The sequence below is a fragment of the Trabulsiella odontotermitis genome (assembly GCF_001297775.1).
In the GTDB taxonomy this organism is placed as follows: domain Bacteria; phylum Pseudomonadota; class Gammaproteobacteria; order Enterobacterales; family Enterobacteriaceae; genus Trabulsiella; species Trabulsiella odontotermitis.
The window spans coordinates 137,609-152,010 of record NZ_LIFX01000001.1 but is presented as its reverse complement, the minus strand read 5'-3'; the positions used below and the strand labels follow the sequence as shown (position 1 = coordinate 152,010).

Here is a 14,402-nt window from a genome sequence, read left to right as displayed (position 1 = left end):
ATCCTCTACACTTGACCCCATGCTAGATCGCAACGTAAAAGCGCCGGACTGCGCGCTTCACTCAAACAATTCAACAGGACAGCGCTTATGACCAATCCATTACTCACGCCTTTCGCCTTGCCGCCGTTTTCCAGCATTTTGCCCGAGCACGTGGTGCCCGCGGTGTCGAAAGCGCTGGATGCGTGCCGCGACGCGGTAGAAAGCGTGGTCGCGCAGGGCGCGCCGTATACCTGGGATAACCTGTGCCAGCCGCTGGCGGAAGTCGACGATCGTCTGGGGCGCATCTTCTCGCCGGTGAGCCATCTGAACTCCGTCAAAAACAGCCCTGAGCTGCGTGAAGCCTATGAACAAACCCTGCCGCTGCTCTCTGAATACAGCACCTGGGTCGGTCAGCACGAAGGGCTTTACAACGCTTACCGCGACCTGCGTGATGGTGATCATTACGCCGGGCTGAACACCGCGCAGAAAAAAGCGGTCGATAACGCGCTGCGTGATTTTGAGCTGTCCGGCATTGGTTTGCCGAAAGAGAAACAAAAACGCTACGGCGAAATTGCCGCGCGCCTGTCCGAGCTCGGCAACCAGTACAGCAACAACGTGCTCGACGCCACCATGGGCTGGACGAAGCTTATTACCGATGAAAGCGAACTCGCGGGGATGCCGGAAAGCGCGCTGGCAGCGGCCAAAGCGCAGGCCGAAGCCAAAGAGCAGCAGGGTTATCTGCTGACGCTGGATATCCCGAGTTACCTGCCGGTAATGACTTATTGCGATAATCAGGCGTTGCGCGAAGAGATGTATCGCGCCTACACCACTCGCGCCTCCGATCAGGGCCCGAACGCGGGTAAATGGGATAACAGCCCGGTGATGGAGGAGATCCTCTCCCTGCGTCACGAACTGGCGCAACTGCTGGGCTTTGAAAGCTACGCCTTTAAATCGCTGGCGACCAAAATGGCGGAAAACCCGCAGCAGGTGCTCGACTTCCTGACCGATCTGGCAAAACGCGCCCGTCCGCAGGGGGAGAAAGAGCTGGCGCAACTGCGTGCGTATGCCAGCGCTGAGTTTGGCGTTGACGATCTGCAGCCGTGGGATATCGCGTACTACAGCGAAAAACAGAAACAGCATCTCTACAGCATCAGCGACGAGCAACTGCGCCCGTACTTCCCGGAAAACAAAGCCGTTAACGGCCTGTTCGAAGTGGTGAAACGCATTTACGGCATCACCGCTAAAGAGCGCACCGACATCGACGTCTGGCATCCGGAAGTGCGTTTCTTCGAGCTGTATGATGACCACAACGAACTGCGCGGCAGTTTCTATCTCGACCTCTATGCCCGCGAGCACAAACGTGGTGGCGCGTGGATGGACGACTGCGTCGGTCAGATGCGCAAAGCGGACGGCTCACTGCAAAAACCGGTCGCTTACCTGACCTGTAACTTTAACCGCCCGGTGAACGGCAAACCGGCGCTGTTTACCCACGACGAAGTGATTACCCTGTTCCACGAATTCGGTCACGGTCTGCATCACATGCTTACCCGCATCGAAACCGCCGGGGTATCCGGCATCAGCGGTGTGCCGTGGGATGCAGTCGAACTGCCGAGCCAGTTTATGGAAAACTGGTGCTGGGAGCCGGACGCGCTGGCGTTCATCTCCGGCCATTATGAAACCGGCGAACCGCTGCCGAAAGAACTGCTGGATAAAATGCTGGCGGCGAAAAACTACCAGGCGGCGATGTTTATTCTGCGCCAGCTGGAGTTCGGCCTGTTCGATTTCCGCCTGCATGCGGAATATAGCCCGGCACAAGGGGCGAAAATCCTCGAGACGCTGGCGGAAATCAAAAACCAGGTCGCCGTGGTGCCAGGTCCGGCCTGGGGCCGCTTCCCGCACGCCTTCAGCCACATTTTCGCGGGTGGCTATGCGGCGGGTTACTACAGCTATCTGTGGGCCGACGTGCTGGCGGCGGATGCCTACTCCCGTTTCGAAGAAGAAGGTATTTTCAACCGCGAAACCGGACAGTCATTCCTCGACAACATTCTGACCCGCGGCGGTTCAGAAGAGCCGATGGATCTGTTCAAACGCTTCCGTGGTCGCGAACCGCAACTGGACGCGATGCTTGAGCACTATGGAATTAAAGGCTGATTGTATTCGTGAAAATCTGCTTAGTTGATGAGACAGGCGCCGGAGACGGCGCCTTATCTGTTCTGGCGACCCGCTGGGGGCTGGAGCACGATCCCGAAAACCTGATGGCGTTGGCCTTAACGCCTGAGCATCTGGAACTGCGTAAGCGCGATGAGCCAAAGCTCGGCGGCATCTTCGTTGATTTCGTCGACGGCGCGATGGCGCACCGGCGCAAATTTGGCGGCGGTCGTGGTGAAGCGGTCGCCAGAGCGGTGGGCATTAAGGGCGATTATCTGCCAGATGTGGTGGACGCTACCGCAGGTTTAGGGCGCGATGCCTTTGTGCTGGCGTCGGTGGGCTGCCGGGTGCGGATGCTGGAGCGCAATCCGGTGGTCGCGGCGCTGCTTGACGACGGATTAGCGCGCGGCTACGCAGACCCGGAAATCGGCCCGTGGTTGCAGGCGCGTTTGCAACTGATTCATGCGTCGAGCCTGACGGCGCTGACCGACATCACGCCTCGCCCGCAGGTGGTGTATCTCGATCCGATGTTCCCGCATAAGCAGAAAAGCGCGCTGGTAAAAAAAGAGATGCGGGTTTTTCAGTCGCTGGTGGGACCGGATCTTGATGCCGACGGGTTGTTGCTTCCGGCGCAGCGCCTGGCGACAAAGCGTGTCGTGGTGAAACGCCCGGACTACGCGCCACCGCTGGCGGACGTCGCGACGTTAAACGCGGTGACCACCAAAGGCCACCGTTTTGATATTTATCCAGGCACCCCGTAGGCCCGTTACGCCTGTTCTGATGGCGTATTGATCATCTTGTTCAGCCACGGCACCAGAATCGCCATGACCACGGTTACCGCCAGTGTCACCAGCCCGATCTTACTGAACACGCCAGTGTAAATCGGCAGTGTTTGCAGCGGATCGGTGATGTTTTCCGGCACGGCGGTGAAGGTCGCGACATAACCGCCGAGCAGGAACGCGGCCGCCTGCGTCAGAAACCACATCCCCAGAATAAAGCCCATCAGGTGTTGCGGCACCAGCGCGGCCACCATGGCCAGCCCCAGGGCGCTGATCAGCAACTCGCCGAGACTCTGGAACAGATACACCAGTACGATGAACCACGGCGACGTCAGACCCTGCGCATCGGCAAACCACATGCCCGCGGCGGCAGCCGTCAGGAAGCCGAGCGCGCACAGGAACATCCCGAGGGTAAATTTCATCGGCATGGTGAGGTCTTTGCCGCGGCTGCCCAGGCGGGTGTAAATCGCCGCCAGTACCGGGCTCGCCACCACCACCCAGAACGGGTTCAGCGCCTGGAAACTGACCGGGTTGATGGTGAAACCGAGGATTTCATGATGCACGTTGTTGATGGCGAAGAAGTTCAGCGAGGTCGGCATCTGCGCGTAGAGGATATAAAACAGCACCGCTTCGAGCATCAGGATGAAGGCGACAATCATCTTGTTGCGGCCGGTTTTATCCAGACGGAACGCCTCGCGGAAGAAGAAAATCGTCACCACGATGGAGAGCACAATCAGCACCAGGTTGGCGACTTTCACGTTATGCATTAGCCAGGCGCAGAGGAATACCATCGCCACCGTGCCAATCAGCACCAGCAGCAGGTTTTTGAAATTCATCGGCAGATGATCGGGTTCTGAACCGATATCTTTCACCATCCCACGGCAGGCGAAATAGACCAGCAGTGCCACAATCAGCCCGGCACCGCACAGGTTGTAGGTCACGGCGTAGCCGAACTTGTCGGCAATCACCGGCGCCAGCGACAGCGACAGCAGAGAGCCGATGTTGATGGACATATAAAACAGCGTGAACGCGCCGTCGAGACGAGGATCTTTCGGCGGATAGCATTTGGAAAGCAGGCTGGCGGGGTTGGCTTTAAACAACCCGTTACCTACCGCAATCGTCCCCAGCGCAATGAAAATCAGATCCGGTTTCAGTAACGACAGTCCGGTCATGAAATAACCGATCGCCAGCACTACGGCGCCAAGCACCAGCGTTCGTTTCGTCCCCAGCAGATGGTCACCGACATAGCCGCCAATGGAGATCAGCCCGTAAACCAGCGCGGCAAAGGCGCCAAAGGTGATGAATGCCTGCTCCTGCGAAAAGCCTAACTGCTTAACGAAAAAGACCGCCAGGATGCCCTGAACGCCGTAGTAACCAAAGCGTTCCCACAGTTCGACAAAGAAAATCATGAAGAAAGGGCGAGGCTGTTGCATTAATCCCACGGAGGGAGATGTGTTCATGTTCTGTCGTCCTTATTAACCAACCCACAAAAGTATGAGCGCTTGCGTATAAATGTGCGAAGTCCACGATTGTTGAAACACAATCCTGTTATATAAAGCGACAATAGATTATTCGATTGACTAATGATGAAACAACTAATAGATCACACTAATTATCATCTGGTGACCAAAATAATATTTTTGTGAGAGGGAAGTAAAAATGAAAAAGCCCGCACGAGGCGGGCATCTGACGGTAAGCAAACGATTATTCGTCTTCTTCGTCGCGTAACGGGACGATCAGCATATCAACGTGAACGGTGTTGATAAGCTGGCGTGCGGAGGACATCAGTTTGCTCCAGAAGTCCTGGTGGTGACCGCATACCACCAAATCCATGTCGTATTTCTTGATAGCATCAACCAGCACCTGACCCAGATCGCCGCTACCGCTCAGGGTTTCAGTGATCGGGTAACCCGCGTTGGTGGACAGTTCAGTCAGCGCGTGGTGGGTCTCCTCAGAAATGCGTTTTTGCATATCACCCAGATTGACGTCGATAAGGCCGGTGTAGAGATCGGAGTAATTCACATCAACATGAATCAGGGAAACTTTCGCGTTGTACGGACGTGCCATCGAGACCGCTTTGTCTACCAGCACTTTACTTTCCGGTGACAGGTCTACCGCGATAAGAATATGTGTGTAAGCCATAGTGTTACTCCTTCCTTAAGTTATCGATGACTAATTTTAGTAAACAACTCCACCTTAAAACGACCCACAAGTTACGTCAATGTGACTTGCTTACCAATTAGTTAATCAAATTTATCTGCCAGGGGTATTGATAACGGTTAACCTTGTGGTAAAAAATTTAACTCATCTCCTACACTATTTAATAAGCCGGTTGGACATTATTTTGTGACCGGCTTCGCACTCTTTCACTGAACTGGTCTGGGTATGGGGAGCGGTAGTCCTGGGGGGTTACCCTGTGGGCGGGTCGCCGGGGAGGAGTTATGATCAGCACTGTTGCGCTGTTTTGGGCCCTGTGTATCGTTTGTGTCGTAAATATGGCGCGTTACTTCTCATCATTACGCGCACTATTAGTGGTTCTGCGTGGTTGCGATCCCTTGCTCTATCAGTATGTAGACGGTGGTGGATTCTTCACCTCACATGGTCAACCCGGCAAGCAAATGCGTCTGGTGTGGTATATCTACGCGCAGCGCTACCGCGATCATCATGACGAAGAGTTCATCCGTCGTTGCGAGCGCGTGCGCCGTCAGTTTATTTTGACCAGCGCGCTCTGTGGCCTGGTGATGGTGAGTCTGATTGCGTTGCTGATTTGGCACTGAGACGAATAAAAAAAACGGGCCAGTTTCCTGACCCGTTCTCTCGTGTTGCCTGAAGGGACTTAGATGATTTTCAGCGAAATCCAGTACAGCACGCCAGACAGCACAATCGATGCAGGTAACGTAAAGACCCAGGCCATCAGAATGTTGGTCACGGTTCTTCTTTGCAGCCCGCCGCCATCCACGATCATCGTCCCCGCCACGGAGGAGGAGAGCACGTGAGTGGTGGACACCGGCATCCCGGTGTAGCTGGCAAGACCGATGGAGACCGCTGCCGTCATCTGGGCTGACATGCCCTGCGCGTAGGTCATGCCTTTCTTGCCAATCTTTTCACCGATGGTGGTCGCCACGCGACGCCAGCCGATCATCGTACCGATACCCAGCGCCAGCGCCACCGCCATGATGATCCATATCGGTGCGTACTCGATGGTGCTCAGCATGTCGGTTTTCAGTTTCTTCAGCAGACGCAGATCCTCACCGTTCACTTCCGGCAGCTTCGCCACTTTATCAGTGGTATCAGCGATACACAGCAGGATGCGGCGCATCTGGCTGCGTTGCTCAACAGACAGCTTGTCGTAACTTTCGATGTTCGTCAGCATGCCTTTGGCGCGTTCCAGCGCGTTGATGGTGTTGGCCGGATGGCAGTGAAATTCTGTGTTAGCCGCGACGCCAGGCTCCGGCGACGGGATCAACTGCTCGCTGCCAATCGCTTTGGTCAACAGCTCAGGACGCTGCTGGAAGAAGAGTTCCACGTTATTGACCGCATCACGGGTACGCGTGATTTCGTATCCGGAGGCGTTCATGTTGACCACGAACCCGGCTGGCGCGACGCCAATCAGTACCAGCATCACCAGACCAATACCTTTCTGACCATCGTTCGCGCCGTGTGAAAACGAAACGCCAATGGCTGACAGGATCAGCGCGATACGGGTCCAGAACGGCGGTTTTTTCTTACCGTCTTTCTTTTCACGTTCCGCAGGGGTCAGATGAATGCGTGCCTTCTTCTTTGTGTTGCTCCAGTAGCGACGCAAGATGAAGATCAGACCGCCCGCGAACACCAGCCCGACGATGGGCGAGACGATCAGGGAGGCAAAGATACTGATGACTTTAGGAATGTTCAGCGCATCCACCACTGAGGTGCCGGTCATCATCGCGTTGGTCAAACCAATCCCGATGATCGCGCCAATCAACGTGTGGGAGCTTGATGCCGGAAGGCCGAAATACCAGGTTCCGAGGTTCCAGATAATCGCCGCCAGCAGCATGGAGAACACCATTGCGAGGCCATGTGCAGACCCCATGTTCAACAAAAGATCGGTCGGCAGCATATGCACAATCGCATAAGCCACACTTAATCCACCCAGCAGTACACCGAAGAAGTTAAAAATCGCAGCCATCGCGACCGCCAGTTGCGATCGCATTGCGCGCGTATAAATCACTGTAGCGACTGCGTTTGCCGTGTCGTGGAAGCCGTTAATCGCTTCGTAAAACAGTACAAAACCCAGAGCAAGCAATAATAACAGCCCGGTATGTAAATCCAGGCCGGCAAACAAATGTAGCATAGTACGTTACGCCATTTTGAGGACATGAACGCGGCGCATTATCAGGGACATTCGCAGCGTGGGCAAAGCGAAATATAGACTTTTTTTGATTTGCTTTCAGGTAAGTCAACTCTCTGTCAAGAATTATCCTATATATTTCAAAGTGCTACTTATGTGACAGAATTTTTACGCTGGTGCGACCAGCAGGGAATATTTACAATTCCCGACATTCAAAAGTGAGGATTTTCGTGTGGAAAGGTTTGATGCCATTGTAGTAGGCGCCGGTGCGGCGGGGATGTTTTGCGCAGCGCAGGCGGGGCAAGCGGGTTGCCGCGTGCTGCTGGTCGATAATGGCAAGAAGCCTGGCCGCAAGATTTTGATGTCCGGCGGCGGTCGCTGCAACTTTACCAACCTGTACGTAGAACCCGCGGCTTATCTCAGCCAGAACCCCCATTTCTGCAAATCGGCGCTGGCGCGCTACACCCAGTGGGATTTTATCGATCTGGTAGGAAAGCACGGCATCGCCTGGCATGAAAAAACGCTGGGGCAGTTGTTTTGCGATGACTCCGCAGAGCTCATCGTGAGCATGCTGGTGGCCGAGTGCGAAAAGGGCAATGTCACGATGCGCCTGCGCACTGAAATCCATAATGTAGAACGCGACGACGACGGCTACACGCTGCAGTTGAATGGCGAGACGGTGGCGGCGAAAAAACTGGTGATTGCCAGCGGCGGGCTGTCGATGCCGGGTCTGGGCGCCACGCCGTTCGGCTATAAAATCGCCGAACAGTTTGGCCTGAAGGTGCTGCCGACGCGGGCGGGTCTGGTGCCATTCACGCTGCATAAGCCGCTGCTGGAACAATTGCAGGTGCTTTCCGGCGTGTCGGTGCCCGCGGTGATCACCGCCGAAGACGGCACGGTCTTTCGCGAAAACCTGCTCTTCACCCACCGCGGGCTTTCCGGCCCGGCGGTACTGCAAATCTCCAGTTACTGGCAGTCCGGCGAGTTTGTCAGCATCAACCTGCTGCCGGACAGCGATCCGGATGCCTTCCTTAATGAGCAGCGCGAGGCGCACCCCAATCAGAGCCTGAAAAATACACTGGCGATGCAGCTACCAAAACGGCTGGTGGAGTGTCTGCAACAACTCGGGCAGATCCCTGACGTCACGCTGAAACAGCTCAACATGCGCGACCAGCAAACGCTGGTGGAAACACTCACTCAATGGCGCGTCCAGCCCAATGGCACCGAAGGTTATCGCACCGCTGAAGTGACCCTGGGCGGCGTCGACACCAACGAACTCTCCTCCCGCACCATGGAAGCCCGCAACGTGCCCGGCCTCTATTTCATCGGCGAAGTGATGGACGTCACCGGCTGGCTCGGCGGCTACAACTTCCAGTGGGCATGGTCGTCCGCCTGGGCATGCGCGCAGGCGCTGGGGGAAGATTAGGCCGTTATCCGTGAAGGTTACAATCAATCATCTTCCGCCGTCAGGCACTGCAAATGGCCGTGCCTGACGCCGCGTTCGGCAATCATCTCATCGGCAAAATGTTTAATCTCATGCATGTTGCCCTTCAGCACTGCAATCTCAAGGCAGTCTTCGTGACTGATATGCACATGCAGCGTGGCGACTGACAGGTCGTGATGGTGATGCTGGCTGGAAACCAGACGGCTCGCCAGATCGCGCTTTTCATGCTCATACACATAAGAGAGTACCGCGTAGCCCTGGCGATCTGCCTGCTGGCTTTTCTCCTGCACCAGTGCGTTACGTAAAATGTCACGGATGGCTTCGGAACGGTTGCGATAGCCGTGATGTTCGCTGAGCGCATCCAGGGTGGTTAACAGATCGTCATCAAGGGTAATGGTCACGCGCTGCATGCGAGTTTTCCTTCAGTCAGAGTGGCGGGAAAGGCAGGCAGTACGGCGCGCTGGAGCGCCTGTCCTGCGGCAGTTTGAAAACGAAGCGGCGACTGCACGACGGTGGTTTCCACCAGTTGCCCGTGCTCCATCACCATCACCCGCTGGCAAAACCGCTCGACCAGCCGCAGGTCGTGGGTGATGAACAGACAGGCGACGCCGGATTGCTGTTGCAGGCGCTTCAGCAGACGAATAATACCCGCCTGCAGGACGAGATCGAGACTGGAGACGGCTTCATCGAGGATCAACAGCTTCGGTTCGACAATCAGCGCACGCGCCAGACACACCCGCTGGAGTTGACCGCCGCTGAGCTGTGGCGGCCGCTTATCCAGCAGCGACAGGTCAAGCTCCACCGCCGCCATCATCGCCGTGATTTTCTGTTGCTGCTCCTGCCGCGAACAGCGCAGCAGGTGGCGCAATGGCTCGCGAATAATCTCGCGCACGGTTTTACGTGGGTTCACCGCACTGAGCGCGTCCTGAAACACCATCTGAATATCGCGATAAAAACCGCGCTTCGCCTCGCCTTTCAGCGCAGCAAGCGGTTTGCCCTGCCAGAGAATTTCACCCGAGGCCGGAGTTTCCAGCCCGACCAGCAGCCGCGCCAATGTACTTTTGCCGCAGCCGCTGCGCCCCAGCAGGGCAACGGTTTCGCCGGGCCTGAGCGTGAAAGTAACGTCGTTCAGCACATCGGGACGCCGGGGATAACCATGATTTAACTGACTAACAGTGAAAAGCGTCATTGCGATAACTCCATGCCATACAGCGCCAGATGTGCGGCCAGTAACTGTTTCGTCACCGGGTGCTGTGGCGCGGTAAACAGCGTTTCGACGTCGCTGTACTCCACGATGCGGCCGTTATCCATTACCGCGACGTCATCGGCCAGCCGCGCGGCAACGCCCATATCGTGGGTCACCAGCAGTAATCCCGGTCGACGGGTCTGCATCAGCGAATCCAGCAGATCGAGAATGCGCGCCTGCGCCACGGCGTCGAGATCGGTGGTCGGTTCATCGGCGATGATAAACGACGCATCGCCGAGTACCGCCATCGCCATCATCATCCGTTGCAGCATGCCGCCGCTCATTTCGAACGGATAGAGCGCCAGCACACTGCGGGGGTTTTCCAGCCCGACGTTTTCCATCGCGGCAAGCAGCGTCGCGTCATCCAGCGGTTTTCCCAGCGCCCGGCAGGTTTCCCGCGCGTGGGTCGCCATGGTGTATAGCGGGTTAAAGGCGCTGCGCGGGTTTTGCATGATAGTGGCGACCATCGTGCCGCGCAGGCTCGCAGGCGACACCGCCTGGTTGTCTGCCCGCACTTCGCCCGCCGTCTGGCGCACGCCTGCCGGTAATACGCCCAGCGCGGCCGCGCAGGTCAGCGATTTTCCGCTGCCGCTGCCGCCGAGCAACGCCAGCACGCGGCCTTTACGCAGGGTCAGCGACACGCCGTGTACCAGCGGGCGTTCGGCACTCAGGGTGATGTTATGCAGTTCCAGTTGCGTGGTCATCCGTGGCTGTGCTCCGCATTGAGGTACGGGTCGAGGCGATCGCGCAGCGCATCGCCGGTCATGTTAAAGGCCATTACGCTGATGAACAGCGCCAGCCCGGGCCACAGCATCTGCAGCGGCTGTGTCCAGATATACTGCCGCGCATCGTTGATCATCACGCCCCACTCCGCCGTCGGCGCGCTGACGCCGAGGCCGAGAAACGACATCCCCGCGACGTGCAGCATCATGTGCCCGATATCCAGCGTCGCCAGCACCAGCAGCGACGGCACCACCGCGCCCGCCAGATGGCTGATAAACACCTGCACGTGACTGGCGCCGCTCAGACGAGACGCCAGCACAAATTCGCGGTGACGCAGGGACAACACCAGATTACGCACCATGCGCGCATACCACGCCCAGTGCGACAGGGCGATAGCGATGATCACGTTAGTTAAGCCGGTGCCGAGCACGCCAACCATAAAGAAAGAGAGGATCGACGTCGGAAAGGTCATGAACATGTCGGCGACGCGCATGATGGTTTGATCCACGCGACCGCCCAGCAAACCGGCGCTGCCACCGAGCGTCAGCCCGAGGGCGAGGATCAGCACCAGGCAGATCATCACCGATCCCAGCGATACGCGGGTGGCAGCGAGCAGACGGGAGAAAATATCACGGCCCAGGTGATCGGTGCCGAGCCAGTGCGCCGCATCCGGCGGCAGCAGGCGCTGCGGTAAATCAATCGCCAGCGGATCGTAAGGCAGCCACCACTGGCTGGTCAGCGCGATCAACATCAACAGCACAATGGTTATCAGCGCCAGGCGAACCGGCCAGCGAGCCGTCAGGAAAAAATTCATGCCTGTGCTCCTTCATGACGACGAATACGCGGGTCGAGCGCCGCGTTCAGCACGTCCACCGCCAGGTTGCACAGCACGAACACGGTGACCATCAGCAGGGTGAAACACTGGATCACCGGATAGTCGCGGTTAAAGATGGCCGACACCGCGTAGCGCCCGACGCCAGGCCAGGCAAAGATGTTTTCGATGATCATCGTGCCACCAATCAGTTCGCCGATGTGCATCCCAATGGCGGTCACCACCGGCAGCGTGGCGTTACGCAAAACATGCCGTTGCTCGATCTGCCGCTCGCTAAGTCCGCGCAGCCGTGCCCAGACAACGTGGCGCTGCCCGGCGGCGTCCAGCATGCTGGCGCGCAGCAGGCGGGCGTTGATCGCCAGCGACATAAACGCGATCGAAATGGCAGGCAGGATGATATGTTGCCAGCTGCCGTAGCCCATGGCCGGAAGCCATTGCAGATGCACGGAGAAAAACATCACCAGTAAAAAGGCGAGCCAGAAATTCGGCATCGACACACCAAGAAACGCGATGAGGCGAACGGCGAAATCCGACAACCGATCGCGATGGCGTGCCGCCAGAATACCAAGCGGCACCGAGGTCAGCAGAATTAACATCAGCGCCGCGCCGGTCAGTTGCAGCGTGGCGGGCAGGAAGTGCAGCAGATCGTCGAGCACCGGGCGCTGCGAAGCGTAAGACACGCCAAAATCGAGGTGTAGCGCGCGCCACAGCCACGTCAGATACTGTACCGGCAAGGACTGATTCAGGCCGAGCAGCTCCCGCGTTGAGGCGACCATCTCCGGCGTCGGCGGCAGGTTCGACAGGCGCAGATAATCCAGCGCCGGGTCGCCCGATCCCAGCCGCAGCAGCAGAAAGATAATCGCTGAAGCGGCGAGGAGTATCGGGATGAGCAGCAGCACGCGCCGCAGAATAAATCGCAGCATCATGGCGTTACCGGGTGAATGCGCTCAAAGGGGATGTCGGTGGCGATCGGCGCGAACGGGATCTTGCCGAGTGCCGGACGCGACACGGACATCAATGAGGCATAGCTTATCGGCAGATAGACCGCGTCATTGTGCAGGCGCGTCAGTACATCACGGTAAAGCTGCTGGCGGTGCGTGTCGTCCGTGGTGGTGAGGATTTCACCGATCTCGCTATCGATAAGTTTCTTGTCCGGCAGTCCCTGTTGCGCCTGGAAATCCGCATGTGACGGTACGCGCATCGAGCTTAAATAGGCGTGAGGATCATACGGCGCGCCCCAGGTGCTGGCGAAAATCATGCCAAAGCGACCATCGCGCTGGCGGGCGTCAATGCTGCTCTCTTCTTCGCCGATCATCGTCACGTCGATGCCAACCTGGCGCAGATTCGCCTGAATGATTTCCGCCATGGATTTGCTGAGCGCATCGGTGCCCATAAAGGCCAGTTCAATGGTCAGCGGCTGGCCGTCTTTCTGCCGGATGGTTTTCCCCGCTGGCAGCGTCCAGCCTGCCTGTTCCAGCAGCGCAACGGCTTTCTGCGGATCGTACTGGCGTGGCGTCAGCGGAATGTTGGCATACGGCACGGAAGGGGCGAACAGGGTATCGGCCACCTTTTGGGTGCCATACAGCGCGGTGTCGATCAGCGTTTTTTTATCGACCGCGTAGTTCAGCGCTTCGCGAACCGCCAGTTCACGCGTCGGCCCCTTCGCGGAATTGAGCGCCAGCATGATGGTTTCCATCGATGGCGACAGCGCGGTCTGATACTCCGGCTGGTGGCGGAAACGTTCAAAGGTATCGAGCGGCAGCAGACCTTCATCTCCGTACAGCAAATCCACCTCACCTGCTTCAAACGCAATCGCCCGGCTGGTCGGGTCCGGGATCACTTTGATGGTGATCTGGCGGAGGGCCGGTTTCTCGCCCCAGTAATTATCGTTACGCACGAACACATCGTATTGATTCATCCGCGAGGCTTTTAATACCCACGGCCCGGTACCGATCGGTGCCTTAATGCCGGACACCGTGCCGTTCTCTTTAAACTGTGACGGCGCAATAAAACGGAAAGGGCGTGGCAGCGAGAGTTCTTGCAGGAAAGGGTAGTAGGCGCTTTTCAGGGTAATTTGCAGCTGTTGCGGGCTCAGGGCTTTGACCGCGACAATCTGATTGGTCAGCTCCAGCCAGGCATGTCGCGGGCGATTCGCCAGCACCGCCGTGAAGTTGGCGACGGCGGCGTCGGCGTTAAACGGTTCGCCATTGGAGAAACGCACATCATCGCGCAGGGTGAAGACCCAGGTTTTGCCGTCAGCAGAGTGGGTCCAGCTTTTCGCCAGCCAGGGCTGAACACTGCCGTCCGACTGATATTTGACCAGCGGTTCATACACCATGCTTTGGGCAAACATCTGGTTCGGGGTATAAAGGTGAGGATTGAGCGGCCCGACGTTGACCGGCCAGGCGGTGGTCAGTTCATCAGGCGCGGCGGCGTGAGCCAGCAGCGATGTACAGGTCAGAAACGCCAACAGGAGTGAGCGGAAAGTAGACAATGGCCTCGCCTCTGCGAAATCAGGTATCAAAGTATGATGATTTTAATAATTCATCATACTTTTGACGTAATCTGGATCAAAGCAAGGGCAGATAGTCATCCACTTTTTAACGCAAATTATTGCCGGTTTACTGTTGAAATAAATCTGACATATATCCGGTATAGTCCTGGTTTTCCTCAGGATGACAATAAATATAAAAAGTTCAATAAAAATGAAGGCCGTTTAATCTCGGTTGAATATTGTGAGCAGGCTCGCGTTATTTCGCCGTGAGGTATTCTTTTCTTAAGCTTTTATCATCATTCAATCTATTGATTTTTAATATTTTTTATAAAATTCATGATCTCTTTATACCTTTCTTAATCTTGTCCTAATCTTACGCGTTTATATTTTTTCGCAAGTTGATGCGCCGTTTAAGAAATACCGCATC

At 56.7% G+C, this 14,402-nt stretch carries 13 protein-coding genes; 4 read left to right on the top strand and 9 right to left on the bottom strand.

What is annotated here, in order from left to right:
* Positions 1-87: 87 nt before the first annotated feature.
* Together prlC and rsmJ are read left to right on the top strand one after the other, a co-directional pair.
* Positions 88-2,130 carry an oligopeptidase A gene (prlC, locus tag AOY23_RS00710; protein ID WP_054177951.1) on the top strand — a complete coding sequence of 681 codons (2,043 nt, stop codon included), beginning with the start codon at positions 88-90 and terminating at the stop codon, positions 2,128-2,130.
* 8 nt (positions 2,131-2,138) lie between these two features.
* Positions 2,139-2,888: a 16S rRNA (guanine(1516)-N(2))-methyltransferase RsmJ gene (gene rsmJ, locus AOY23_RS00705; RefSeq protein WP_054177950.1), complete on the top strand. Its 750-nt coding sequence runs from the start codon at positions 2,139-2,141 to the stop codon at positions 2,886-2,888.
* A gap of 5 nt (positions 2,889-2,893) precedes the next feature.
* Here rsmJ and dtpB read toward each other — a convergent pair whose 3' ends face one another.
* Positions 2,894-4,366 carry a dipeptide/tripeptide permease DtpB gene (dtpB, locus tag AOY23_RS00700; RefSeq protein WP_054177949.1) on the bottom strand — a complete coding sequence of 491 codons (1,473 nt, stop codon included), beginning with the start codon at positions 4,364-4,366 and terminating at the stop codon, positions 2,894-2,896.
* A gap of 244 nt (positions 4,367-4,610) precedes the next feature.
* Entirely contained in the window at positions 4,611-5,048 is a 438-nt protein-coding gene (uspA, locus tag AOY23_RS00695; protein WP_054177948.1) for a universal stress protein UspA, read from the bottom strand.
* Between the two features lie 299 nt (positions 5,049-5,347).
* Between uspA and uspB the strand changes: the two genes are divergently transcribed.
* A complete protein-coding gene (uspB, locus tag AOY23_RS00690) occupies positions 5,348-5,683 on the top strand; it encodes a universal stress protein UspB (RefSeq protein WP_038159037.1) in 336 nt (111 codons plus the stop codon).
* A 59-nt stretch (positions 5,684-5,742) separates the two neighbouring features.
* On the opposite strand, the gene pitA is transcribed toward uspB, so the two are convergent.
* Positions 5,743-7,239: an inorganic phosphate transporter PitA gene (pitA, locus tag AOY23_RS00685; protein WP_054177947.1), complete on the bottom strand. Its 1,497-nt coding sequence runs from the start codon at positions 7,237-7,239 to the stop codon at positions 5,743-5,745.
* A 229-nt stretch (positions 7,240-7,468) separates the two neighbouring features.
* Between pitA and AOY23_RS00680 the strand changes: the two genes are divergently transcribed.
* Positions 7,469-8,662, top strand: coding sequence for a BaiN/RdsA family NAD(P)/FAD-dependent oxidoreductase (locus AOY23_RS00680; RefSeq protein WP_054177946.1), 1,194 nt, complete (start codon positions 7,469-7,471; stop codon positions 8,660-8,662).
* A gap of 23 nt (positions 8,663-8,685) precedes the next feature.
* On the opposite strand, the gene nikR is transcribed toward AOY23_RS00680, so the two are convergent.
* Genes nikR through nikA form a run of 6 tightly spaced genes read right to left on the bottom strand, consistent with a single transcriptional unit; the run spans position 8,686 to position 13,975 of the window.
* A complete protein-coding gene (gene nikR / locus AOY23_RS00675; protein ID WP_054177945.1) occupies positions 8,686-9,090 on the bottom strand; it encodes a nickel-responsive transcriptional regulator NikR in 405 nt (134 codons plus the stop codon).
* Positions 9,078-9,869: a nickel import ATP-binding protein NikE gene (gene nikE / locus AOY23_RS00670; RefSeq protein WP_054177944.1), complete on the bottom strand. Its 792-nt coding sequence runs from the start codon at positions 9,867-9,869 to the stop codon at positions 9,078-9,080. Before nikE ends, nikR begins: the two co-directional genes overlap by 13 nt.
* Positions 9,866-10,630 carry a nickel import ATP-binding protein NikD gene (gene nikD, locus AOY23_RS00665; protein ID WP_054177943.1) on the bottom strand — a complete coding sequence of 255 codons (765 nt, stop codon included), beginning with the start codon at positions 10,628-10,630 and terminating at the stop codon, positions 9,866-9,868. Before nikD ends, nikE begins: the two co-directional genes overlap by 4 nt.
* Positions 10,627-11,463, bottom strand: a complete 837-nt coding sequence (gene nikC / locus AOY23_RS00660) for a nickel ABC transporter permease subunit NikC (protein WP_054177942.1) — start codon at positions 11,461-11,463, stop codon at positions 10,627-10,629. Before nikC ends, nikD begins: the two co-directional genes overlap by 4 nt.
* Complete coding sequence (gene nikB, locus AOY23_RS00655; protein ID WP_054178135.1) at positions 11,460-12,404, bottom strand: nickel ABC transporter permease subunit NikB; 945 nt, start codon at positions 12,402-12,404, stop codon at positions 11,460-11,462. The genes nikC and nikB overlap by 4 nt, the downstream gene beginning before the upstream one ends.
* Positions 12,404-13,975, bottom strand: coding sequence for a nickel ABC transporter substrate-binding protein (gene nikA / locus AOY23_RS00650; protein WP_054177941.1), 1,572 nt, complete (start codon positions 13,973-13,975; stop codon positions 12,404-12,406). The genes nikB and nikA overlap by 1 nt, the downstream gene beginning before the upstream one ends.
* Between the last annotated feature and the right edge of the window lie 427 nt (positions 13,976-14,402).